Annotated in this window: 23 protein-coding genes; 18 read left to right on the forward strand and 5 right to left on the reverse strand. The window is 60.5% G+C overall.

Translation table 11 applies throughout. From position 1 onward, the window contains the following. Window positions 1-29: 29 nt before the first annotated feature. Complete coding sequence (locus LPB072_RS10970; protein ID WP_066089456.1) at window positions 30-1193, forward strand: acyl-CoA dehydrogenase family protein; 1164 nt, start codon at window positions 30-32, stop codon at window positions 1191-1193. Between the two features lie 134 nt (window positions 1194-1327). After that, entirely contained in the window at window positions 1328-1822 is a 495-nt protein-coding gene (locus LPB072_RS10975) for a hypothetical protein (RefSeq protein ID WP_066089458.1), read from the forward strand. 71 nt (window positions 1823-1893) lie between these two features. Here the strand turns inward: LPB072_RS10975 and cysK are convergent, their stop codons facing one another. Then, window positions 1894-2814, reverse strand: a complete 921-nt coding sequence (cysK, locus tag LPB072_RS10980) for a cysteine synthase A (protein ID WP_066089461.1) — start codon at window positions 2812-2814, stop codon at window positions 1894-1896. A 122-nt stretch (window positions 2815-2936) separates the two neighbouring features. Here cysK and LPB072_RS10985 point away from each other — a divergent pair, with 122 nt between their 5' ends. Then, complete coding sequence (locus LPB072_RS10985; RefSeq protein WP_066090797.1) at window positions 2937-3164, forward strand: DUF3079 domain-containing protein; 228 nt, start codon at window positions 2937-2939, stop codon at window positions 3162-3164. Here the strand turns inward: LPB072_RS10985 and LPB072_RS10990 are convergent, their stop codons facing one another. Next, on the reverse strand, window positions 3165-4301 hold the full coding sequence (locus tag LPB072_RS10990) for an iron-containing alcohol dehydrogenase (protein WP_066089464.1): 1137 nt from the start codon (window positions 4299-4301) through the stop codon (window positions 3165-3167). It lies immediately after the preceding gene. Window positions 4302-4465: 164 nt separating this feature from the next. On the opposite strand from LPB072_RS10990, the gene LPB072_RS10995 reads away from it, so the two are divergent. Continuing rightward, window positions 4466-6280: a SulP family inorganic anion transporter gene (locus tag LPB072_RS10995; RefSeq protein ID WP_082876870.1), complete on the forward strand. Its 1815-nt coding sequence runs from the start codon at window positions 4466-4468 to the stop codon at window positions 6278-6280. Between the two features lie 92 nt (window positions 6281-6372). Then, window positions 6373-7350: an alpha/beta hydrolase gene (locus tag LPB072_RS11000; protein ID WP_066089467.1), complete on the forward strand. Its 978-nt coding sequence runs from the start codon at window positions 6373-6375 to the stop codon at window positions 7348-7350. A gap of 40 nt (window positions 7351-7390) precedes the next feature. Here the strand turns inward: LPB072_RS11000 and LPB072_RS11005 are convergent, their stop codons facing one another. Beyond that, window positions 7391-7981 (reverse strand): DUF922 domain-containing protein, encoded by a 591-nt coding sequence (locus LPB072_RS11005; protein WP_066089470.1) that lies wholly within the window; start codon window positions 7979-7981, stop codon window positions 7391-7393. An 85-nt stretch (window positions 7982-8066) separates the two neighbouring features. Here LPB072_RS11005 and LPB072_RS11010 point away from each other — a divergent pair, with 85 nt between their 5' ends. Next, entirely contained in the window at window positions 8067-8936 is an 870-nt protein-coding gene (locus tag LPB072_RS11010; protein ID WP_066089474.1) for a YbgC/FadM family acyl-CoA thioesterase, read from the forward strand. A 6-nt stretch (window positions 8937-8942) separates the two neighbouring features. On the opposite strand, the gene LPB072_RS11015 is transcribed toward LPB072_RS11010, so the two are convergent. Both LPB072_RS11015 and ygfZ read right to left on the reverse strand, forming a co-directional pair. Further along, entirely contained in the window at window positions 8943-9797 is an 855-nt protein-coding gene (locus LPB072_RS11015) for an NRDE family protein (RefSeq protein ID WP_082876937.1), read from the reverse strand. 42 nt (window positions 9798-9839) lie between these two features. Next, window positions 9840-10781 (reverse strand): CAF17-like 4Fe-4S cluster assembly/insertion protein YgfZ, encoded by a 942-nt coding sequence (gene ygfZ / locus LPB072_RS11020; RefSeq protein WP_066089480.1) that lies wholly within the window; start codon window positions 10779-10781, stop codon window positions 9840-9842. A 214-nt stretch (window positions 10782-10995) separates the two neighbouring features. Between ygfZ and mltG the strand changes: the two genes are divergently transcribed. From mltG to LPB072_RS11080, 12 genes are all read left to right on the forward strand, one after another. Further along, a complete protein-coding gene (gene mltG, locus LPB072_RS11025) occupies window positions 10996-11967 on the forward strand; it encodes an endolytic transglycosylase MltG (RefSeq protein WP_066090805.1) in 972 nt (323 codons plus the stop codon). A 5-nt stretch (window positions 11968-11972) separates the two neighbouring features. After that, window positions 11973-12641: a dTMP kinase gene (gene tmk / locus LPB072_RS11030; RefSeq protein ID WP_066089482.1), complete on the forward strand. Its 669-nt coding sequence runs from the start codon at window positions 11973-11975 to the stop codon at window positions 12639-12641. A 4-nt stretch (window positions 12642-12645) separates the two neighbouring features. Beyond that, complete coding sequence (locus tag LPB072_RS11035; protein ID WP_066089485.1) at window positions 12646-13674, forward strand: DNA polymerase III subunit delta'; 1029 nt, start codon at window positions 12646-12648, stop codon at window positions 13672-13674. A gap of 30 nt (window positions 13675-13704) precedes the next feature. Continuing rightward, window positions 13705-14076 carry a PilZ domain-containing protein gene (locus LPB072_RS11040; RefSeq protein WP_066089489.1) on the forward strand — a complete coding sequence of 124 codons (372 nt, stop codon included), beginning with the start codon at window positions 13705-13707 and terminating at the stop codon, window positions 14074-14076. Window positions 14077-14139: 63 nt separating this feature from the next. Further along, window positions 14140-14952: a TatD family hydrolase gene (locus tag LPB072_RS11045; RefSeq protein ID WP_066089492.1), complete on the forward strand. Its 813-nt coding sequence runs from the start codon at window positions 14140-14142 to the stop codon at window positions 14950-14952. A 2-nt stretch (window positions 14953-14954) separates the two neighbouring features. Further along, window positions 14955-15641 (forward strand): ankyrin repeat domain-containing protein, encoded by a 687-nt coding sequence (locus tag LPB072_RS11050; protein WP_066089495.1) that lies wholly within the window; start codon window positions 14955-14957, stop codon window positions 15639-15641. Between the two features lie 53 nt (window positions 15642-15694). Then, window positions 15695-16183 (forward strand): tripartite tricarboxylate transporter TctB family protein, encoded by a 489-nt coding sequence (locus LPB072_RS11055; protein ID WP_066089498.1) that lies wholly within the window; start codon window positions 15695-15697, stop codon window positions 16181-16183. Window positions 16184-16199: 16 nt separating this feature from the next. Then, window positions 16200-17711 (forward strand): tripartite tricarboxylate transporter permease, encoded by a 1512-nt coding sequence (locus LPB072_RS11060; RefSeq protein WP_066089501.1) that lies wholly within the window; start codon window positions 16200-16202, stop codon window positions 17709-17711. A 183-nt stretch (window positions 17712-17894) separates the two neighbouring features. Beyond that, the gene (locus LPB072_RS11065; protein WP_082876872.1) at window positions 17895-18851 is read left to right on the forward strand and encodes a ParA family protein; all 957 of its coding nucleotides are present in this window, start codon (window positions 17895-17897) and stop codon (window positions 18849-18851) included. A gap of 238 nt (window positions 18852-19089) precedes the next feature. Further along, window positions 19090-20691, forward strand: coding sequence for a ParB N-terminal domain-containing protein (locus LPB072_RS11070; protein ID WP_066089504.1), 1602 nt, complete (start codon window positions 19090-19092; stop codon window positions 20689-20691). 35 nt (window positions 20692-20726) lie between these two features. Continuing rightward, the gene (locus tag LPB072_RS11075; protein WP_066089506.1) at window positions 20727-21332 is read left to right on the forward strand and encodes an STY4526/YPO1902 family pathogenicity island replication protein; all 606 of its coding nucleotides are present in this window, start codon (window positions 20727-20729) and stop codon (window positions 21330-21332) included. A 42-nt stretch (window positions 21333-21374) separates the two neighbouring features. After that, window positions 21375-22064 (forward strand): hypothetical protein, encoded by a 690-nt coding sequence (locus LPB072_RS11080; protein ID WP_157559285.1) that lies wholly within the window; start codon window positions 21375-21377, stop codon window positions 22062-22064. Window positions 22065-22068 lie beyond the last annotated feature (4 nt).

Raw genomic sequence — 22068 nt, forward strand, 5'->3', positions numbered from 1 at the left:
GTTGACCCAGTCAAGAAAGTGACAGCCCCATGATTGAAAGAACCCTCTTCAACGCCGACCACGAAGCCTTTCGCGACAGCTTTCGCCGTTTCATGGACAACGAAATCGCGCCCCACCACGAAGCCTGGGAAGAGCAGGGTTATGTCAATCGCGAGGTGTGGCGCAAGGCCGGTCAAAACGGTTTTCTCTGCATGACCATGCCGGAAGCCTATGGCGGTTCCGGGGCGGACAAGCTCTATTCCGTGATTCAGATGGAGGAGCTTGCGCGTGGCGGCTTCAGCGGCATCGGTTACGGGCTGCACAACGAAATCGTGGCGCCTTACATCCTTCACTACGGCACCGAAGCGCAGAAGGCGAAGTATTTGCCGCTGTTCGCCACAGGCGAGATGGTGGGCGCCATCGCCATGAGCGAACCCGCGGCGGGCAGCGACTTGCAAGGGGTAAAGACGACCGCGCTGAAGCAAGCCGACGGCAGCTATTTGCTCAACGGCAGCAAAACCTTCATCACCAACGGCTGGCACGCCGATCTGGTGATTGTGGTCGCGAAAACCAACCCGGCGGCTGGGGGCAAGGGCACCAGCTTGTTTTTGCTCGAAGCGGGCACCCCCGGCTTCGAAAAAGGCAAGCGCCTGAAAAAGCTGGGTTTGAAAGCGCAAGACACCAGTGAGCTGTTCTTCGACAACGTGAAGCTGGCGCCCGAGCAGTTGCTCGGCGGCGAAGCGCAAGAGAACCGCGGCTTCATCTGCCTGATGGAGCAGCTGCCTTGGGAGCGCCTGCAGATCGCCATTGGCGCGGTGTCGGCCGCGCAAGCAGCGATCGACTGGACGGTGGACTACGTGAAGGAGCGCAAGGTGTTTGGCACCACCGTGGGTGCGATGCAAAACACGCGCTACAAGCTGGCCGAGATGCAAACCGAAGTACAGGTGGCCCGGGTGTTTGTCGACAAGTGTTGCGAGTTGATCGTGAAGGACCAGCTCGACACCGCCACAGCCAGCATGGCCAAGTACTGGTGCAGCGATCTGCAATGCAAGGTGATGGACGAATGTGTGCAGCTTTTTGGGGGCTACGGCTATATGTGGGAATACCCGATCACCCGGGCTTATGCCGATGCGCGCGTGCAGCGCATTTATGGCGGAACAAACGAAATCATGAAAGAAGTGATCTCGCGCAGCATGGGGTTGGGAGGCCGTTAAGGCCCATCTTTCAGGTTCGCAGTGATGCACCTTCTTGCTTTTTCGAACACATGGGCATTGTTTTTCCTGTAAAAAGCGGGTTTGCTGCGGCGACTGCCGCTTTGAACCACCCTCAAAAGAGAAGGACGAAACACATGCGCATTTCCCATTGGACCCAAGTCAGCTGTTTGGCTGTTGCCGCATTGGCCCTGACCGCCTGCGGCGGTGGCAAAGACGATCCTGTGGTGGCCGATACCTCTGTCGACGCCGTCGCCAAATATGTGGGCTCCTGGGAGAGTGAGTGTTATTCCGACTCGGGCGCTTCTGCCGAGATTCGTGCCGACCTCACCAAGGCGGCCGCAGACACGCTCGGCGGCAAGGTGGTGATCTATTACTACATTGGCAGTTCTTGCTCAGGCCCGGTCGTCAAGGATGACAAAGTCTTGAGCAACGTATCGCTCAAACTCGCCGGCAACAAGGCTGTCGGTGGCGTGCAGGCCGACAAGTTCTCGGGTGGCTCCGATCAGGGCAGCAAGCAGGTGCTGCTGTATGTCAACGGCGACACCTTGCAAATCGGTGATCCGGATTCCACAGAAGACGCAGAGGGTTATCCCACCAGCTTCTTTGAATACGCCATGAAGCGCATCTGAATTTCCCAGGTCGCGGAAAAAGAGCGTTCGCTGCCAGTGCAGCGAACGCTCTTTTTCTTGGCGGGCAGGGCTTATTGCGGCAGGAAGCCTTCAACCGACAGATAGCGTTCACCTGTGTCGTAATTGAACCCGAGCACCACCGCGTCAGGAGCCAGATCGGGCAGTTTTTGGGCGATGGCGGCCAGCGTGGCGCCAGAAGATATACCCACCAGAATGCCCTCTTCGCGGGCGCAGCGCCGCGCCATCTCGCGGGCCGGTTCAGCGTCCACCTGGATCACCCCATCAAGCAGATTGGTGTTGAGGTTGCCCGGAATGAAGCCGGCACCGATGCCTTGAATGGGGTGGGGCGCGGGTGCACCGCCAGAGATCACGGGCGACGCCACAGGCTCCACGGCATACACCTTCAGCTTGGGCCATTTCGCCTTCAGCAATTGGGCGCAGCCACTCAAATGTCCGCCTGTGCCGACACCGGTGATCAGCGCATCGATGCCATCCGGAAAGTCGGCAAGAATCTCTTCAGCAGTGGTCTGGACGTGCACCGCCGTGTTGGCCGGGTTGTTGAACTGTTGAGGCATCCAGGCGCCGGGCGTTGACGCCACGATTTCTTCAGCGCGGGCAATGGCGCCCTTCATGCCCTTTTCCTTGGGTGTCAGATCAAAGCTGGCTCCGTAGGCCAGCATCAGCCTGCGGCGCTCAACCGACATGCTGTCGGGCATCACCAGAATCAGCTGGTATCCCTTGACCGCTGCCACCATGGCCAGACCCACGCCGGTGTTGCCCGAAGTGGGCTCAACGATGGTTCCACCGGGTTTCAAAGCGCCAGACTTCTCGGCATCTTCCACCATCGCCAGCGCGATGCGGTCTTTGATCGATCCACCTGGGTTGCTGCGCTCTGATTTGACCCAAACCTGTTGCGAGGCTCCGGCAAAGAGGCGGTTGAGCCGGATGTGGGGCGTCTGGCCAATTGTTTCGAGGATGTTGTTTGCTTTCATATGGAGCTCCTGGTGGTTTTCTTGCCAATTGCGCAGTATCGCGCGTTCGTCTTTTCCTCATGGGTCACCGGGTTTGACCTTGGTCAAAACCCTGGCGCCGGCATGTGCCTATGGTGAGGGTTGTGAGCAAGCGGTTTCCCATTCATCCAGCCAATCCCCACCGTGTGTGTTGGGGTTGTGACAAGTATTGCGCAGCCGATGACATGGCCTGTGGCAACGGCGCCGACCGCACCCAGCACCCGGAAGAGCTTTTTGGCCCCGACTGGCACACCTGGGGCCTTGATGCCGTCACGCCAGCCGAGCCCTGCGCAGCCACGCCTGACCCGGCCTACTCAAAACCCGAAACCTGATCACATCGCTGCTTGCAGCATGGCGCGGTATTCATCTGGCGTGGCGATACGCGGGTTGGTTTTATGGCAATGGTCTGCCATCGCTCCCTCGATCACCTTGTCGAACACATCGGGCGTGACCCCCATGGCCGCCAGGCCGGTCGGCAAGCCAAGGCGGGCGTTCATGGCCGTGATTGCGCCAGGAACTTCGGCACCGCTGTTCAAACCCATGGCATGGGCCATGCGATCGAGGCGCCGTTCTTTTTTCATGGACTCGGCCTCGGCGTTGAACCGGATCACGGCGGGCAAAAACATGGCGTTCAGCGTGCCGTGGTGCAGGCGCGGGTTCACGCCGCCCAGGCTGTGGCTGAGCGAATGCACACAGCCCAGCCCCTTCTGAAAGGCCATGGCGCCCTGCATGCTGGCGCTCATCATGTTGAGGCGGGCTTCTCGGTCGCTGCCGTCGTTGGTGGCCCGTTCGATGTGCGCCCAGCCGCGCGTGAGGCCATCGAGAGCGATGCCATCGGCTGGTGGATTGAACGGGGGCGCCATGAATGTTTCCATGCAATGCGCGATGGCGTCCATGCCGGTGGCGGCGGTGAGCATGGGAGGCAATCCGAGCGTGAGTTCCGGGTCGAGGATGGCCGTCTTGGGCACCAGGTGCCAGCTGTGAAAACCGAGCTTGCGACCATCGTCCACGATCACGATGGCGCCGCGAGCAACTTCGCTGCCCGTGCCTGCGGTGGTGGGCACGGCAATCAGCGGGGGAACTCCATCGGTGATTCGGGGTGATCCACCTTCGATGGTGGCGTAGGTTTTGAGCGGTCCTTCGTGGGTACAGGCAATGGCTGCGCCTTTGGCGCAATCGATGGCACTGCCGCCGCCCAGGGCGATCAGGCCATCGCATTGCTGGTCTTTGTAGACCGCAACGGCGCCGCGTACGGCGGCCTCTGTGGGGTTGGACGGCGTATCGGCGAATACCGCCGGCTTCAGGTCGGGCAGGGCGGCCTCCACTTTTGCCAGCAAACCGGCGGCTTTGACGCCGGCATCGGTCACGATCAATGGGCGCTGAATGCCCACGCGTTTGCACTCTGCCTGCAATTGCGCCAGCGCGCCGAACTCGATCAGGATGTTGGTGATATACAGAATTTGGGCCATGGGTCTTGTCTTTCGATTTGATGTTTGGGCAAAGCAAACTATATAGGTCCCGTCGCCTCCGGAGCCAGTCTGAAGTGTCCCGATCGGGATTTGCCTTTCGGTGCCAGCCGCTACACTGACCAACTTCCCTGCGGCCCTGGCGTTTGGGTCATTCGGGGCGGTGCATGCGTTTCACCGCATCCGTCCTGGTCACCCCGTCAAAACCGCCCCCATTTTTGAATGAATACGCGTTGATTGCCAAAGCCCTGCATTGGATTTACCGTCTCGCCCCCGGCCTGTATGCGCTGCGGCACTACCGGCGAGGCGATCTGCGGTACGACCTGGTGGCCGGGCTTTCGGTGGTTTCTGTGGCGGTTCCGGTCGGCATTGCCTACGCCGAGCTGGCTGGCTTTCCTCCGGCTTCCGGTCTCTATGCCTCGATGATGGCCATGCTGGCCTATGCGATGTTCGGTTCATCGCGGCAGCTCATCGCCGGGCCGGATGCCGCCACCTGCGCCATGCTGGCCACGGCGCTGAGCCCGTTGGCCGTGATCGGGTCGCCCGAGTACCTGTCGTGGTCAATTGCACTCACCTTTCTGGTGGGCCTGATGTGCCTGGGCGCCAGCCGCCTGCGGTTGGGCGTGCTGGCCGATTTTTTGTCCAAGCCCATTCTGATCGGATTCCTCAACGGCATCGCACTGTCGATCGTGCTTGGTCAGTTGGGCAAGCTCCTCGGGTTTCCGGTGCTGTCCACGGGGATCGTGGATCGGTTCGTTGAAATTGCCGACAAGCTGGCGCAGACCCATTTGCCGACCCTCGGCATGGGTGTGCTGGCGTTTGCACTTTTGTTTGCGATGCGGCATCGACTTCCCAGGCTGCCCGCCGCGCTTTTGGTCATGGTGCTGCTGGGCGCGCTGGTGGCGCTATTCGACCTGGACCGCCAAGGCGTCGCCGTCATCGGCGCAGTGCCCGCCGGATTGCCCAACCTGGCCGTGCCCCAGATCAGCCGTGAGGCGATACAGACCCTGTTCAGCGCGGCGGCCGGTATCGCCTTGGTCAGTTTTTCCAGCGCCATGCTCACTGCGCGCAGTTTCGCCACCAAGAACGGCTACGAGATCGATCCCGATCGCGATTTCGCTGCGCTCGGAGCGGCCAATATCGCCTCGTCCATGCTGGGCGGATTCGCCATCAGCGGCGCCGATTCGCGTACCGCCGTCAACGACGCCATGGGTGGCCGCACACAGATGGTGAGTGTGATTGCGGCGATCGGCATTGCGCTGGCGCTGATCCTGCTCACAGAGCCGATGCGCTACGTGCCGATTGCCGCACTCGGTGCGGTGCTGGTGTACACCGGGATTTTCCTGTTTGATCTGCGCTCGCTGCGTGCGCTGTGGGCACTGGACCGCAACGAATTCTGGCTCGCCCAGGTGGTGCTGATTGGTGTGGTGGTGAGCGGCATGATCCAGGCCATTTTGTTGGCCGTGGCGATTTCCCTGGTGCGCTTCTTGCAGCTCACTGCGAGGCCGGCGGTGGACGTGCTCGGCGAGGTCAAGGGCTTGGCGGGTCTGCATGCCACCACCCACCATGAAAGTGTGCGAACCCGCGAAGGCATCACCATGCTGCGCTTCAACGCACCGCTGGTGTTCTTCAATGCCCCTTACTTCCGCCAGCGCATGATGGCCATCGCGGAAGAGGGCGGTGAAGGCCTGCGTTGGATCGTGCTGGACTTGCTGCCGGTGAGCCGCATCGATGTCACGGGGTTTTACGCGATCAAGGAAGTCAGCGAGGCACTCGCCAAACGCGGCATCATGCTCAAGTTCGCCGGGCGCACCACCGAGCTGAGCAGTTACCTTGCCGGGCGCGGGGTCAACTTTGGCCCGGTGCGTGAATCGACCTACCCCACCTTGCGGGCGGCCCTCAAGGCCTTTCGCCAGGCGTCTTCAAACACATCACAACAGGCTGATACCGGCTTGCCGAACGATCCTTCCAACCCGTCCTGAAATCACCCCAAGCCCCTTCCCAGGTGGCGCGATTCGAACGTTGAAAACCCCGTTTCGGGTACCCGTTCCTTCATGCGACCCCGCTCAGCGCCATGTCCAAACACCCCAACCCCCGTTCCCTGCTCACCCCTGCCATGCGTGGCCTGCTCGACCGGATCGCGCGGGCTGGCCATCCACCCATGCACATGCTCTCTCCTGCGCAAGCGAAACAGGCCTATGCGGCAGGGGCGGGGGTGCTGGACATACCGGCCCATAAGCTGGCGCGGGTGGAAGATCTGGAGCTGCCTGCGCGTGACGGGTTTCAGATACCGGCTCGCCTTTATGCACCGGCCAGCGATACGCCGCTGCCCACCTTGCTGTACTTTCACGGAGGAGGCTTCACCGTGGGCAGCGTGGCCACCCATGAGCCGTTGTGTCGCCACCTGGCCCATCTGGCCCAATGTGCCGTCGTGTCGGTGGACTACCGGCTTGCGCCCGAATGGAAGTTCCCGGCCGCCGTTGAAGACGCCTGGGACAGCTTGACCTGGCTGCGCGACAACGCGGCAGGGCTGAGGCTCGATGACCGGCGCATTGCGGTGGGTGGCGACAGCGCCGGCGGCACGCTGGCCTCGGTCACAGCAATTGCCGCACGGGACGCCGGCTGGCCACTGGCACTTCAATTGCTGTTCTACCCCGGAACCTCAGGGCACCAGGACACGCCAACGCACAAGACTTTTGCCCACGGCTTCATGCTGGAAAAGGCCCATGTCGACTATTTCTTCGGCCACTATCTGCGCGATGCCGTCGACCGGGACGATTGGCGTTTTGCACCACTGGACGGCGTGGACGACACAGGGCATGTGCGAGACCTTGAGGGCGTCGCGCCCGCCTGGGTTGGGCTGGCGGAATGCGATCCGCTGATCGATGAGGGTGTGGCCTACGCCGATCGCCTGCGACTGGCCGGGGTGGCCGTCGACCTGGAGATTTACCACGGCGTGGTGCACGGCTTCATTCAGTTTGGCCGAGCGATTCCACAAGCGATGGCTTGCCATATCGATGCGGCGCGGGCCCTGCGCCAGGCGTTTGCCTGAGGAGCTCCTCAAAAGGCGGGGTTCATGGCGCTGAGGACAGCTATTCGGTCAACACCACGCCGGTGCTTCGCCCATGCCCCGTGCGGCGGTCAAAGTCGAGACCCTGCTGCCGGGCCTCGTGCAGCAAACGCTGTCCCAGGTTGTTGGCCGCCATTTCAAGCGCCCCGCAGTTGGGCATGGTGGGCAGTTGCCAAATGCGGTCATCGATGGCCCTTGCGGTTTCTCTCGCAATGTCCACATGGCCCATTTCGTGTTCGCGCAGGGCGTTGACAAACCGCGGGAATGCTGCGGCTGCACGGGAATCGTCGGGTGCCTTTTGCGGCAATGTGATGGTGGCTTTGAGGTGGGTGCGGATGCGTTCCAGCGTACAACGGCCATCGTTGCCCCTGCGCCAGCGAAGGTCCCAGGTGATGTGCCAGGCGGTGTGACCGAGGAAAGGCCTGCCGGCTATCCGAACGGGCGTGGCGCGCACCAGGCTCTCAAACAGCGGCACGCCCGGCTCATTGGCTCCCGCGTAGTAGCGGTAACTCAATGCCTCCGAGATTTCGGCCTGGGCGAGGGTCGCAGCGAAGGCCAGCCAAACGCCTATGAGCGCCTGGCTGACCGAGCAGACAATGCGGGTGGGTTGCATGCCCCGATTGTCAGACAAGCCCGCGACCACCGGCTGCTCGCTTCCCCACTATGCTCATGATTTGCTATCTGCCACAGGAGACACCATGACGCTCAAACGCAGCGACTTCCGCTTTTTCCACCGCCTGCGCGTTCGCTGGGCCGAGGTGGACATGCAAAAGATCGTGTTCAACGCCCACTATCTGATGTATTTCGACACCGCTATCGCCGACTACTGGCGTGCATTGGCCTTGCCATACCAAGATGCCATGGACAGCCTCGAAGGCGATCTCTACGTGGTGAAAGCGACAGTGGAGTTTCATGCGTCGGCCCGGGTCGATGATCAGGTTGAGGTCGCCATGAAGTGCAGCCGCATTGGCACTTCGTCGATGGTGTTCACGGGTGCCATTTTCCGGGGCGAAGAACACCTGATCTCGGGTGAAATCGTCTATGTCTTTGCCGACCCTGCAACTCAGAAATCCCGGCCGGTGCCCGATGTCTTGCGCAAAACGCTGCTGGCCTATGAAGCGGGTGAAGGGGTGGTGAGCGTCAAGGTGGGTGACTGGGCGACTTTGGGCGCAGACGCGCAAACGATCCGCAGCGCGGTTTTCGTGGAAGAGCAGCAGATTCCCAAGGAACTGGAGTGGGACGCAGCCGATGCCGATGCCGTTCACGCCGTGGCCTACAACCGAATGGGTCTGGCCGTGGCTACGGGGCGCTTGTTGCCGGGCGCGTTGCCCGGCCAGGCCAAGATCGGACGCATGGCAGTGAACCGGGTTCTGCGGGGGGGCCAGTTGGGGCGTCGGGTGCTCGACGCCTTGCTCGATGCCGCGCGTGCTCGCGGCGATCAGCGCGTGGTGCTGCATGCCCAGCGCACCGCTGAGGGGTTTTATGACCGCTTGGGTTTTGTGCGAGAGGGCGTGCCGTATGAAGAGGCGGGCATTCCCCACATCACCATGGGGTTGAAGCTGGGCTAAGGATGGTTACCAGCTAAGCCTCTCGGTACGCCGCTGGTCCTCGCGCCAGACGGCCCGATCTTCGGGCGCGTTTCCGTGGGTCCATTCATCCAGAGACAGTTGCCAGCCAAGCCCCGAAGCGGCCTGATCGGGTTGCTGTAAAACCCGCACCAGCAGGCTGCTGCGTGTACCGTAGCCCCGCTCGGGAATGTTCACGAAGGGGCTGGACAAACTCCGCTCCCAGTCCTGCGGCACGCCTGTCGCCGGTAGTTGGCCACCGTCGACCAACTGGCTGTTTCCCAGAGCCTGCAACAGCTGGGCCTGATTGCGTTCGTTGAACGGGCTGGGCATGGCGGCTGCCAGCGCGTCCTTTAAATGCAGGGCCTTTGGCCACCCTGTGTCGAGGGTGGCATTCGACAAGCCATAGAGACCTGAAGGCAGCTGCCGGCTGAACAGGTCGGGTGGCGCCTCGCCATGAGGATCGGCCGGGTTGCGGTTCGAGACCCAGCCCCAGAACCCAAGCCGGGCATCACCCACCACCAGATTGAAACCACCGTAATCGGCGGGGGAGATGCTGTCGAGCAACTGCTCCCAGCTCAGGTCGCCGGCCAGCCAGCGGCTCGCCAATTCGCCCCGGCTGCGGGCCGCAGGGCCCATTTGCGCAGAGCGCACGTTGGTCAGCATGGCCAGGCGCCCCTGCGTGTTCAAGCCGAGCCAGGTGCCGCCGTCTCGCAGATCGCGCCCGCCAACCACTTCCACGCCATTGGGCAGTGCCCACCGGTGCAAGGGCGCAGTGGGGCGTTCGAAGAACTCATCGCGGTTGCCGGCAATCAGCAGCGGCACCCCGGCTTCGACGTCAATGGCGAAGGCAATCAGGCACATGGCGTCGGTCAATCAGTCGGTACGGTGGAAGCCGGAACCCGTTCAAATGTCGGCCAGCAACGGGTAGGGCAGCGGCAAGGGGGTCAGTTGGGGCCCCTGGGCAAAACCGGCGTGCAGCTCACCGCCCATCGCCGCGCTGACCTGCATGGACACCACTGCGTTCCAGCCACCCGTGGGAGAGGGCGCAGCGGCCGCCACCGAACCACAGGGTTGCTCGGCATCACTGGCGTGGAACACCTCCTGGCCCACGGTCAGCGGTTCGTCGCTGGCCACGATATATGCGCGGCGTTTGAGCGTGCCACGAAACTGGCTGCGGGCGACAATCTCCTGGCCGGGGTAGCAGCCTTTCTTGAAGTTCACGCCGTCGACCGATTCGTGGTTCAGCATTTGCGGCACAAAAAACTCAAAGATCGGCTGAGTGATACCCACCACGCCGCTCATGACCTCCAGCCACAGCCAGTCGTTCATCGGCAAAACCGGCTCTTCTGGAGGCGCGGCCCCGATGGGGGCCACGCGCAGCGCACGCTCCACACCTTGAGCCGGGTAGAGGCGCACCCAGTCACTCCCGTCGGCCTCATGCAGCAGGCTCCAGGGCGCAGCAGGGAGCTTGTCTGCAACAGCCGAACCCACCAGGCCCCAAACGGCACAGTCATCGCTCGCATCGCTCAGTCTGGCCTTGGCGCGCATCACGAACATGCTCAAACGCTTGAGCGTGCTCGGCAGCAAATCGCGTGAGCAGACCAGCAATATCTCGCCATCCGGGCGTTTGAACCCCACAAAACTGGCTTGCATGCGGCCTTTGGGTGAGCAAAATGAAGCCAGGCGGGCATGTTGCGTATCGAGCAAGACAAAATCGTGGGTGAGTTGACCGTGCAAGAACTGTGCGGCGTCTTCGCCGACCACCCGGATCACGCCCAAATGCGCACAGCGAACCGCGCCATGGTGCTCGGGCTGGATCGGGGATGGGGTGTTGGTTGTAGGCATGTTGAGCTTCAGGTGACGGGCTGATCTGTTGACAGGTGGGAAAAGATGACAGAGATCAACGGGTTGAACGGCGCGTGGTGGCGTCATATTTAACGGCTCGATTATCATGCTCAGCCTGGCTCGATGGCGCCAGGCTCTCACGTAACCCTCCTCACATCCACCGTATGGCCCACCGTTGAAACGCCTGTTTTTTCTCCTGATCGTATTGCCTGCCATGGCTTTGGTTGCCCTGGCGGCTTTTGGCTGGTGGTGGGTGCAGCAGCCCTTGAAGGGGCCTGCGGGCGTTCAAATCGAGGCGCCGCTGGAACTGGCTGTGCCCTCCGGCAGTTCTTCGCGTGCCGTGGCCCGCGCTGTGGCCGATGCGGGTGTGGCGGTTTCGCCAATGGCTTTGTACGCCTGGTTCCGTGTTTCCGGCCGGGGCACCGAGATCAAAGCGGGCTTCTACGAAATACAGCCAGGAGCCACGCCTGCCAGCTTGCTCGACAAGCTGGTGCGTGGTGAGCAGGCCCTGCGCAGTGTGACCTTGCTTGAGGGGTGGAACAGCCGCGAGACCTTTGCGGCGATTCGCGCCAGCAAAGACCTGACGCAAGACCTTGAAGGCTTGAGCCCAGAGGCCATCATGGCGTTGATTGGCCTGCCTGGGCGCCATCCGGAAGGCCAGTTCTTTCCTGACACCTACCGCGTGGTGCGCAACGCACCAGCCTCCAGCGTTTTGAAACAGGCCGCGCAAGCCATGCAACAGCGCCTGGCCGAGGCCTGGGCGCAAAAGAGCCCTCGCTCGGTGCTGAAATCGCCTGAAGATGCGCTGGTCCTGGCCAGCATCATCGAGAAAGAAACCGGTGCCGAGGTTGACCGGGCCATGATTGGCGGGGTATTCAACAACCGTTTGCGCATCGGCATGCGGCTGCAAACCGACCCCACCGTCATTTACGGACTGGGCGAACGCTTCGACGGTGATCTGCGCCGCATCGACCTGCAGACAGATACCCCCTACAACAGCTACACCCGAGCAGGTCTGCCGCCCACGCCCATCTCGATGCCCGGGTGGAATTCGTTGCTGGCCGCGGTGCAACCGGCCGAGACGCAGGCCCTGTACTTCGTGGCCCGTGGCGATGGCAGCAGCCATTTCAGTGGCTCGCTCGGTGAACACAACTCTGCGGTGCGCCGCTACATCCTGAATCGCTGAAGCCCATGCGCCCGACCCCTGCGGCCAACCCTGGCCTGTTTGTATCTTTCGAAGGCATTGACGGTGCGGGCAAATCAACCCACATCGCCGGCCTCGCCGACGCCTTCAAGGCGCAGGGCAGGGCTGTGACGCTGACCCGCGAACCCGGTGGCACGCCATTGGCCGAGAAGCTGCGCGGCATCGTGTTGAACGACGCGATGGACCCGCTGACCGAATCATTGCTCGTCTTCGCCGCCCGGCGCGACCACCTGTTGACCGTCATCGAGCCCGCTCTGGCACGCGGCGATGTGGTGCTGTGTGACCGTTTTACCGACGCCACCTTCGCCTACCAGGGTGGTGGCAGGGGGTTTGATCTGGCGGTTCTGAAGACCCTGGAGCAATGGGTGCAGACCACGCCTGCGCTGCAAGGCAATGGCCTGCGCCAGCCCGATCTCACGGTGTGGTTCGACATCACCCCCGAAGTGGCCGCAGCCCGCCTGGCCGACGCCCGCACCCCCGATCGTTTTGAAGCCCAGCCGGTGGCTTTTTTCCGAGCCGTGGTCGAAGGATACGCAGCTCGGGAGAAGGCCCAGCCTGAGCGGTTCGCGCGCCTCAACGCCGAACAGCCGCGCGAGGCAGTCTGGAGTGATCTGCTGGCCCATGTTGTACAGCGCGGCTGGCTGAGGGTTCACTGAAGCCATGAGCAAACCCGACACACTGGCTCCCTGGTTGCAAACCCAGCTGGCCCATTTGCTGCAACAGCGCGGCCACGCCTGGCACCTGGAAGGGCCCTCGGGTCTGGGTCAATACGAACTGGGTCTGGCCCTGGTGCAAGCCTGGCTGTGCGAGGCGCCGAGCCCGGCAGGCGCCTGTGGTGAATGCCGCAGTTGTCATCTGGTGGATACCCATGCCCATCCCGATTTATCGGTTTTGATGCCCGAAACCGTGGCGCTTGAGCTGGGGTGGCCGCTGTCTGAAAAAGCACAAAAAGAGGTTGACGACAAGAGCCGCAAACCGAGCAAGGAGATTCGGGTTGATGCCATGCGGGAAACCGTTGGCTTTGCCCAGCGCACCAGCGCGAGGGGTCGAGGCATGGCCGTGCTGGTGTACCCGGCAGAGCGCATGAACACGGAAACCGCCAACACCCTGCTCAAGACACTGGAGGAGCCCGCGGGCGACACCCGTCTGGTTCTGGCCTGCGAAGCCACCCATCAACTCCTGCCCACGGTGCGCAGCCGCTGCCAGTCCCACGCCATGGTCTGGCCGGCTGAGGCCGATGCGCTGACCTGGATCAAGAGCGAACTGGGTGCCAAATCGCCAGCCGATAGTGCGTTGATCACCTGTTTGCGTGCCGTGGGTGGCCGGCCCGAACAAGCCTTGGCCTGGCTGCGATCGGGGTGGGACCCCAAACAATGGGACAGTCTTCCCGCCGCCATGGCCAAAGGTGACTGGAGCCTGCTCGCCAAGTGGGCGCCCCATCAACAACTCGACGTGATGCAAAAACTCTGTCACGACCTCATGGCCACGGCATCCAGCGCTTCGCCACGGTTCTTTGCCGCCAGCAGCTTGCCGCCGGTGGCGCCAAGGTGGGGTGTGCTCGCCCGCTGGTCGCGTGATTTGATGCAGGCTGCGCGGTCTGTGGAACACCCTTATTCAGCCGGGTTGATGCAAGAAGCCTGGGCTGCAAGAACACGCGAAGTGCTTGCCCCGGAAAAACGGCCTAACTAAACAGGCGGTTTGCCGCTAAACTTGAGTCTCATGAGCACCAACCCCGCCGCTGCGAGCCCTTCGGCCCGCCCCAGTGTTATCCAGCTGTCCATCAAGGAAAAAGCCGCCCTGTACGCGGCTTACATTCCCTTGTTTGCCGATGGCGGAATCTTCATTCCCTCTTCGCGTGACTACCGGTTGGGTGACGATGTCTACGTCCTGCTCAGCCTGCCCGATGACCCGCAGCGCTACCCTGTGGCTGGCAAAGTGGCATGGGTCACGCCACCCAAAGCCTCTGCAGGGCGGACCCAAGGCGTGGGGATTCGCTTTCCTGCAGACGACAAATCCCGCCAGCTCAAACTCAAAATCGAGGAATTGCTCGGTTCTGCGCTGGGTTCCGATCGCGCAACCCAGACGATCTGAGGCTGCGCTTTTCAGGCAGCTTCTGGCGGGTACCAAACAGCAGGCTAACGGCCTGTTCGATTCATGTTCACCGACTCCCATTGCCATCTGAGTTTCCCTGAGCTGCGCGCGCAGCTGCCGTCCATTCTTGAGGCCATGTCGGTCGCGCAGGTCACGCGGGCTTTGTGTATTTGCACCACCCTCGAAGAATTCGCTGACGTACACTCACTGGCCACGGGCAATGCCCAGCTCTGGTCCACCGTGGGTGTGCACCCTGACAACGAAGACGTTCAAGAACCTTCGCTGAAAGATCTGGTGGAGCGCGCTGCTTTGCCACGCGTGGTGGGCATTGGCGAAACCGGGCTTGATTACTACCGCCTCAATGGCCGCTCGGTGGCCGACATGGAATGGCAGCGTCAACGCTATCGAACCCACATCGACGCTGGTCGACAGACCGATTTGCCATTGGTGATCCACACCCGTAGCGCTTCCGATGACACGCTGGCCATCCTGCGCGAGCAAGGCGGATTTGGCAGCTCCAGCAGTTCGCCCCTGCCTCGCTCACGCGGGGTATTTCACTGCTTCACGGAAACCGAAGCTGTGGCCCGGGCCGCGCTCGATCTGGATTTCTACATTTCCTTCTCGGGCATTCTGACGTTCAAGAGTGCCAGTGACATTCGCGATGTGGCCCGCTTCGTTCCGCTCGATCGCTTGCTCATCGAAACCGACAGCCCGTACCTCGCGCCTGTTCCCCATCGGGGAAAAACCAACTCACCGGCCTTTGTGCCCCATGTGGCGCGGCAAATTGCCGATATCAAAGGGCTGAGCGTCGAGGCTGTTGCTGAGGCCACGGCGGCCAACGTGGATGTTCTGTTCTCCCGCGTACTGGAGGCTTGACCATGGCATTGAAGGGCATTCGTTCCGGGGTCGTGGCGGGTTTGCTGGCCGCACTTGCTCTGACCTGGCCGTTTTCGGGTTTTGCCGAAACGCGCGAGGAGCTGTTTCGCGCAGCGGCAGTGGACAACGAGGCCTCTGTCGTGACCATGGTCCTGAAGGGCCTGAATGTGGGTGCCAAAGATGAAGCCGGGCAGACCGCTTTGTTGATTGCGGCCCAGGAGGGTTCGCTGAATGTTGCCCGCTTTTTGTTGAAACAACCTTCTGTCAAAGTCGAGGCCCGAAATGACAAAGGCGAGAGCCCTCTGATGATGGCCGCCATCAAGGGCCACCTTGAGCTCGCCCGTGAATTGATCAAATACAAGGCAGAGGTCAACAAGCCGGGCTGGACACCGCTGCACTACGCTTGCGCCAACACCGAGCCCGAGAGCCGCGACATGGTCGCGCTGCTCCTGGAGCACCACGCCTACATCGATGCCGAGTCGCCCAACCGGACCACCCCCCTCATGATGGCCGCCCGTTATGGCCACGCCAATGCCGTCAGGCTTTTGCTGGAAGAGGGCGCTGACCCCGGCTTGCGCAACGAACAGGGACTGACTGCAGTGGATTTCGCACGCAGTGCCGGGCGCAGCGACCAGGCCGACCTGATCGCGTCTTTCGTGCGTGGCAAATCAGGCAGTGGGCGCTGGTAAGGCTTTGTTTTGGCTGCACTGCGTTCAACCGCAATGCGTTTCAAGGTGGTGTTGTGGCACTGAAGAATTCCCAGGATTTTTACTCTGGCTTGTTGTTTTGCATCGTTGGCGGCGCCTTTGCCTGGGGTGCGACCAGCTATGACGTCGGTACGGCGGCCCAGATGGGGCCAGGCTACTTTCCCTTGATGCTCGGTTTGCTGTTGGTGGCCCTGGGCGTGGCCATCACGGTCAAAGCGTTCGGAGGCTTGCATGCGCAAGCTCAAGTGATCGGCCCCTGGGCCTGGCGTCCGCTGTTGTGCATCCTGTTGGCCAACGTGTTGTTCGGCATTTTGCTTGTGGGTCTTCCTTCCGTCGGGTTGCCTGCGATGGGCATGTGGGTGGCGATCATCGTGATGACCGTGGTGGCCAGCATGGCTCGCAAAGGCTTCAGCTTCAAAGAGTCGGTGGTGCAGGGCGTGATTCTGTCGATGGGCAGCTACCTGGTCTTCGTGCTCGGCCTGAACCTGCAGTTCCCCGTGTGGCCAGCTTTCCTTTACGGCTGATCAGAGGTTGCCTGAAATGGATCTGATCAACCACCTTTCCCTTGGTTTTGGCGCCGCGTTCACGCTGCAAAACCTGCTTTACGCCTTGGTCGGCTGCCTGCTGGGCACCTTGATCGGCATCTTGCCCGGCATCGGCCCGCTGGCCACCATTGCCATGCTGCTGCCCGTCACCTACGGGCTCGATCCGCTGGCCGCATTGATCATGTTGGCCGGCATCTATTACGGCGCCCAGTACGGCGGCTCCACCACGGCCATTTTGGTCAATCTGCCCGGAGAGGCGTCGTCGGTGGTCACCGTGATCGACGGCTACCAGATGGCCCGCAAGGGCAGGGCGGGGCCAGCGCTTGCTGCAGCGGGGATTGGTTCGTTCTTTGCCGGGTGCGTGGGCACCCTGATCCTGGCCGCTTTCGCAGAACCGCTGACAGAGTTGGCGATCCAGTTCGGGCCGTCGGAGTATTTCGCCCTGATGGTCGTGGGATTGATCGGTGCGGTGGTGCTCGCATCGGGTTCTTTGTTGAAAGCCCTGGCCATGGTTGTGCTGGGTTTGTTGCTCGGCATGATGGGCACCGACGTGAACTCAGGTGTTGTGCGCTTCAGCTTTGATATTCCCGAATTGACCGATCGCATCAGTTTTCTGGCCATTGCCATGGGTCTGTTTGGTTATGGCGAGATCATCAGCAACCTGTCGCGCCCCGATGACCAGCGGCAAGTCTTTACCAGTGAGGTCAAAGGCCTCATGCCCACTGCGACCGACTTCAGGCGCATGACTCCAGCGATTTTGCGTGGAACGGCGCTGGGTTCGGTTTTGGGTGTTCTACCTGGCGGGGGTGCACTCCTGTCGGCCTTTACGGCCTACACCATTGAAAAAAAGACCAAGCTGCATGAAGGCGAGGTACCTTTTGGAGAAGGCAATATACGTGGCGTGGCGTCGCCCGAGGCGGCCAACAACGCTGGCGCGCAAACCTCGTTCATTCCGTTGCTGACACTGGGGATTCCGCCCAATGCGGTGATGGCGCTGATGGTCGGAGCCATGACCATTCACAACATCCAGCCTGGGCCGCAGGTCATGACCAGCAACCCGGAACTGTTCTGGGGCCTGGTTGCATCGATGTGGATTGGCAATGCCATGCTGCTGGTGCTGAACCTGCCTTTGATTGGCCTATGGGTGAAATTGCTCAAAGTGCCGTATCGGTTGCTGTTTCCAGCCATCGTCTTGTTCTGTGCCGTGGGTGTGTATTCGACCAACAACAACAGCTTTGATATCTGGATGGTTGCGGCCTTTGGTTTCATTGGCTACCTTTTCATCAAACTCGGCTGTGAACCTGCGCCACTGTTGCTTGGTTTGATACTTGGTCCCCTGATGGAGGAAAACCTGCGCCGTGCCTTGCTGATTGCCCGTGGGGACTGGTCCGTGTTCATCACACGGCCCATGTCGGCCACGTTGTTGCTTGTTGCAGCGGGTTTGTTGCTGGTGGTCTTGTTGCCGTCGATCAAGAGCAAGCGTGAAGAGGCTTTTGTTGAAGACTGAAGGCCTTTGGCGGTTACCGGTAATGTTTCGTCCGCAGTTTGTTCATGTTCTACGATGTATATTCTTGTACTACTTTTACGATCTAAAACGTAGAAAGTAGTACGTTTATATCTTATTTCTATAGTCTGTAAGTAGTAGTCCGATCCCGCCTGAACAGGTTTAACCCAGTTCAGAGAGGATCAAATGCTCACACTATCGGTAGTTGCCACCAAAGGCGGCGTTGGCAAAACCACACTATGTGCCAACATCGGTGCATTGCTTGCGGACATGGGCTACCGTGTCTTGCTCATCGACGCTGACATTCAGCCAGCGCTGACACGCCACTTTCAGGTCTCTCACGTTGCCGGACATGGGTTGACCACCATGATCCAGCGTGGCGCACTGGCTGACGACTGCATCAGCCACATTGAGCTTCCTCCCGCTTCATTCAGAGGTGATGCCTCAAAACTCAACGTACGCGGTGGTTTTCTTCATCTCGTTCGTTCAGACACCCAAGCGTGGGATGAAGAGAAGGGCATCTTCACATACGACAGTTCTCTCCAAGACTGGCTGAATAACCGGGTAGACCGTCTTGTGCGAATTCGCCAGGCTATCCGCAACGATTCCGTATCCTCAAAATACGATGTGGTGATCATCGACACCCAGGGTGCGGTGGGCTACCTGCAAGACGCAGCTGTGAACGCAGCAGACATGCTGCTCATCCCGGTAAAACCGGACATCGTCTCAGCCCGCGAATTTGTCGCGGGATCACTCGCATTGATCGATAGGCATGAGCCTGCTGGTGCAATGGGCTATTCGATCCCCGCCATGAAGGCGGTCATCAATCACTACCAAAACACGACCGATAGCCGCAACATTACCCAATTGATCCGTGAGCAGTTCATCGAACTGCGCGGAAAGGTCAACGTGATGGACACGATGGTCCCGGCCATCGCGGCGTTTCCCAAGGCTGCCACCGCTCAAATTCCCGTGCATTGGGTGGATGCGGGCAAAGCTGGCGACATCATGCACCAGCTGATGTGGGAACTCATTCCTTCGCTGGAAGGCAAATTCACCCCCAATCACAAAGGCGATTTGCCCGTGCTACCGCGCCCTGTGTCAAATCACGAGCCGGATGCAGATCTGAATGTGGAGGCGTGACATGGCTGCCCGCAAAACTCCCGAAACGCTAACCGCTGTAGCCCGGGCCGCAACTCTGGCACGCAATGCGGGCGCATTGCCACCCTTGAGCATTGCTCCTAAGCCTTCTGCGCCAACCATGACGCGCACCGAGGCAAGAAACGCGGCTGATCTTGAGAAAGCTAGGGCCAATCTTGGCCAAATGGGGCGTCCATCGCGACCCTTGTCTCCTTCACCCACGCTGGACCCTCGCGCCGACATGGATGACTCGTTCTCAGTGTTGCCCATCGGAGACGTTGAGCCTTACGAACACAACCCCCGCACTGGTCCAAACCCCCGCTACAACGACATTCGCGTAAGCATCATGGCGGATGGGATAACCAACCCAATCACGGTCACGCGGAGACCTGACTCCTACAAATACCACCCCTACGGTGGTGGCAACACCCGTTTGGCCATTGCCAAAGAACTGCATGCCAATGGAGACACCCGCTTTGACACGATCAAGGTGATCGTAAAACGCTGGCCAGGCGACGCCAACGTGATTTCCGCACACCTCGCAGAAAACGAGATGCGTGGTGACATCACCTTTTGGGAAAAGGCCCAAGGCGTATCTTCCTTCAAAAGGGCACACGAACAAGAGCATGGCGTGGTGCTCAGCACCGGTGATCTGGGGCGTGAGCTCAAGTCCCATGGAATCAACTTTGGCGTCAAGGTCATTCAGAACTTTGCCTTCGCCGTCGAAAACCTGTCGCCCATCGGGCCCTGGCTCAAAGCAACCGAGGTCAATGAGCTCATTCGACCAGGCATGGCAGGCGCCATGGCTGTTGCCACATGCTTCGGCCATCGAAGCTTTGGCGACATTTCCACGCCTGTGTTGCTCAAGTACCGCGATGAGATTTTGGCCATCATCACCTACAACAAGCAAGCAGACGAAGAGCAACGCAAGGTCGTAGAGCTCGATGCAACCGAGCTGGTGTCCGATCTACATGAAGCACTTGCTGCGGCCATCGGTGCACCCCCCGAGGTCATCCCGTTGATGATCAGTGCGGTTGAGTCCAACAGCCGTATCACAGCAGAAGAGTTGAAGGCCATCCAGATCCGCAGGACACCTGAGTCAGCGCAGGGTGGTGTGTCCGCGCCCACCGCGCCTCCGCCAAGTTCGTCTCAACGTACGTTGGGCGGCATGCTTGTCGGGGTAGCGCCATCGCCACAGCCTTTGGCTCCTGCTGGGCCCCCAGCGTCCCCGCCAGCACCCACTCCACCAGTCCACGGCTCGGCATCTTCCGCTCACAACCAGGTCCCAGTGAGCGCCGATGCGCGTCAGCGCAACCCGGCCTTGCCCGAGAACGTCTCATCAAGTGATCCCACGGCACACATTCTGAGCCTGGTGCTGGACATCAGCGACGTAGTTGGCCTCTCTGATTGCATCTTGCACGTCAAGGGCATGCCATTCGGCTATTGCATGGACATCCCGGCAGCACCCGACAAGATTGGCCGACAAAGCCTCCCCGAACCTCATGCTCAAGTACGGGCTGCGGCCTGGAAGTTTTTGGCGTCTGTCAGCGGTCAGTTGGACCCAAAGTGGTTTACCCATGTCGGTGCCGATGAGTCGAATTGGACGCGCTCCGCGTTGGCTGGCCCGACAGCCTTTCGGCAGGCCTATGAGGGTGGTCTACGAGGCTTCACCTCCGAAACTGGCGATCCCGCGATGTTGCTGGTCGAGGTCTATCACGTGTTCAATTTGCCCGAGCTGGGCTACCTCACCGTGCAGTTGCTGCGTGCCATGGAGCAACTGCGTCTGGATCACCCCGAACGCTTTGTTGGGACTGTCACATCCGATCCAGATTTCCCGGACTGAGCCGAATTCTTCAACTATGACAGGGGAAAAAAAAGATGTTCAACATCAACAACACCACCATCAAACGCATGATCCTGGAGCACCTCGTTGAACGGGTGGATACCGGTGGCCTTGACGAGATTTTGGCCGCAGGGTTCAGCCCGGAGTTGCTGGACGATCTTCGCAAACGACCTTCGCGAGACTTCTTTTATGCAGCGCAAACAGACGGCTTGACCATCAGGGTTCAGATCGACACCAAGTCGCTAAGAACCTGCCTTTGGACCCGAGACAGGGCACAGCGCGACGAGATGCTCAAGGAGTATTTCATCCGCAACGGTGCCTCCATCCTTTTGATGCGTTCTCTGTTCACCCTATCCAAACACGAGCTGCACCACTATCGCGTTGCACTGGACATTGCACAAAAGACGGCCACAGGTAGGCCACGTCTTCCACCCACCGCCATTCGAGACCGCATTCACGATGCATGGTTTGAGATCTGCAGGTCCTTTCGGGAAGAGCCAGAGCGAGAACGCCTCTGGCGCCTGCACCAAACTTTTTCGGCGTTCTCGATTGCTTCTTTGCATCGATGCACGGATGAGTTTAAAGACCCAGGTGACTGCATAGGCTCGCGTTCCGCCCCTCTAGCCATTTACCAAGACTGAGCAACTGCGCAGCAGTCCAGCCAATTTATAGGAGTGACTTCCATGCCAACAATGAACCTACCCATTTCCCTGGCCAGCTATGTTCGGGAGCGACCGGCGCTGAAAAACCGCCAGCAGCGGCGTGCAAGGGTCGTTCGGCAGGATTTCACTTCCTCAACACCATCCCCAAGCGAGTTGCCGGAACTACCTGTCTTCACCACGGCCACGGCTGTGGATGAAGGTGTAGATACTGCGGTCTTGCAAACAGGCGATTCGAGCCTGACACAAGCGGTCCTGTTGGACTGGATGGGCCAACAGCCCATCGCATTTCATCGCATCTATGTAGACATCAGCGGCAGCGTCACCGCAGCCGTGTGGTTGTCGATGGTGTTGTCACATATGGCCAGCGGCCTGAGTCAGATTGATGCCCAAAGAATTTATCGCTTCACCCTGGGCCGCACCCAGTGCGAGGCCGAAACGGGTCTTACCGACGCCGAACAGCGGAAGGCACATCGACTCTTGGTCAAAGCTGGCATCCTGTTTGTAAGGTATCCAAACAAGAGCGAAGCACATTCCGCCACGACGCATACACCCAGCTTCCAGCTGGACTTGCGCAAGCTCACGGCGTTGCTTCTGACTCGAAGTGAAGGCTTGGCAGACATGCTGCGTGCCTCTGCCACTTTGGCACCCGCCTTGGATGTCCCTGCGCTGGAACGCAATGCCCTTGAGCGTGCCGCACGGCGGCGTGCGTAAGTGA

Origin of the sequence: Hydrogenophaga crassostreae (assembly GCF_001761385.1) — a bacterium.
In the GTDB taxonomy this organism is placed as follows: Bacteria; Pseudomonadota; Gammaproteobacteria; order Burkholderiales; family Burkholderiaceae_C; genus Hydrogenophaga; species Hydrogenophaga crassostreae.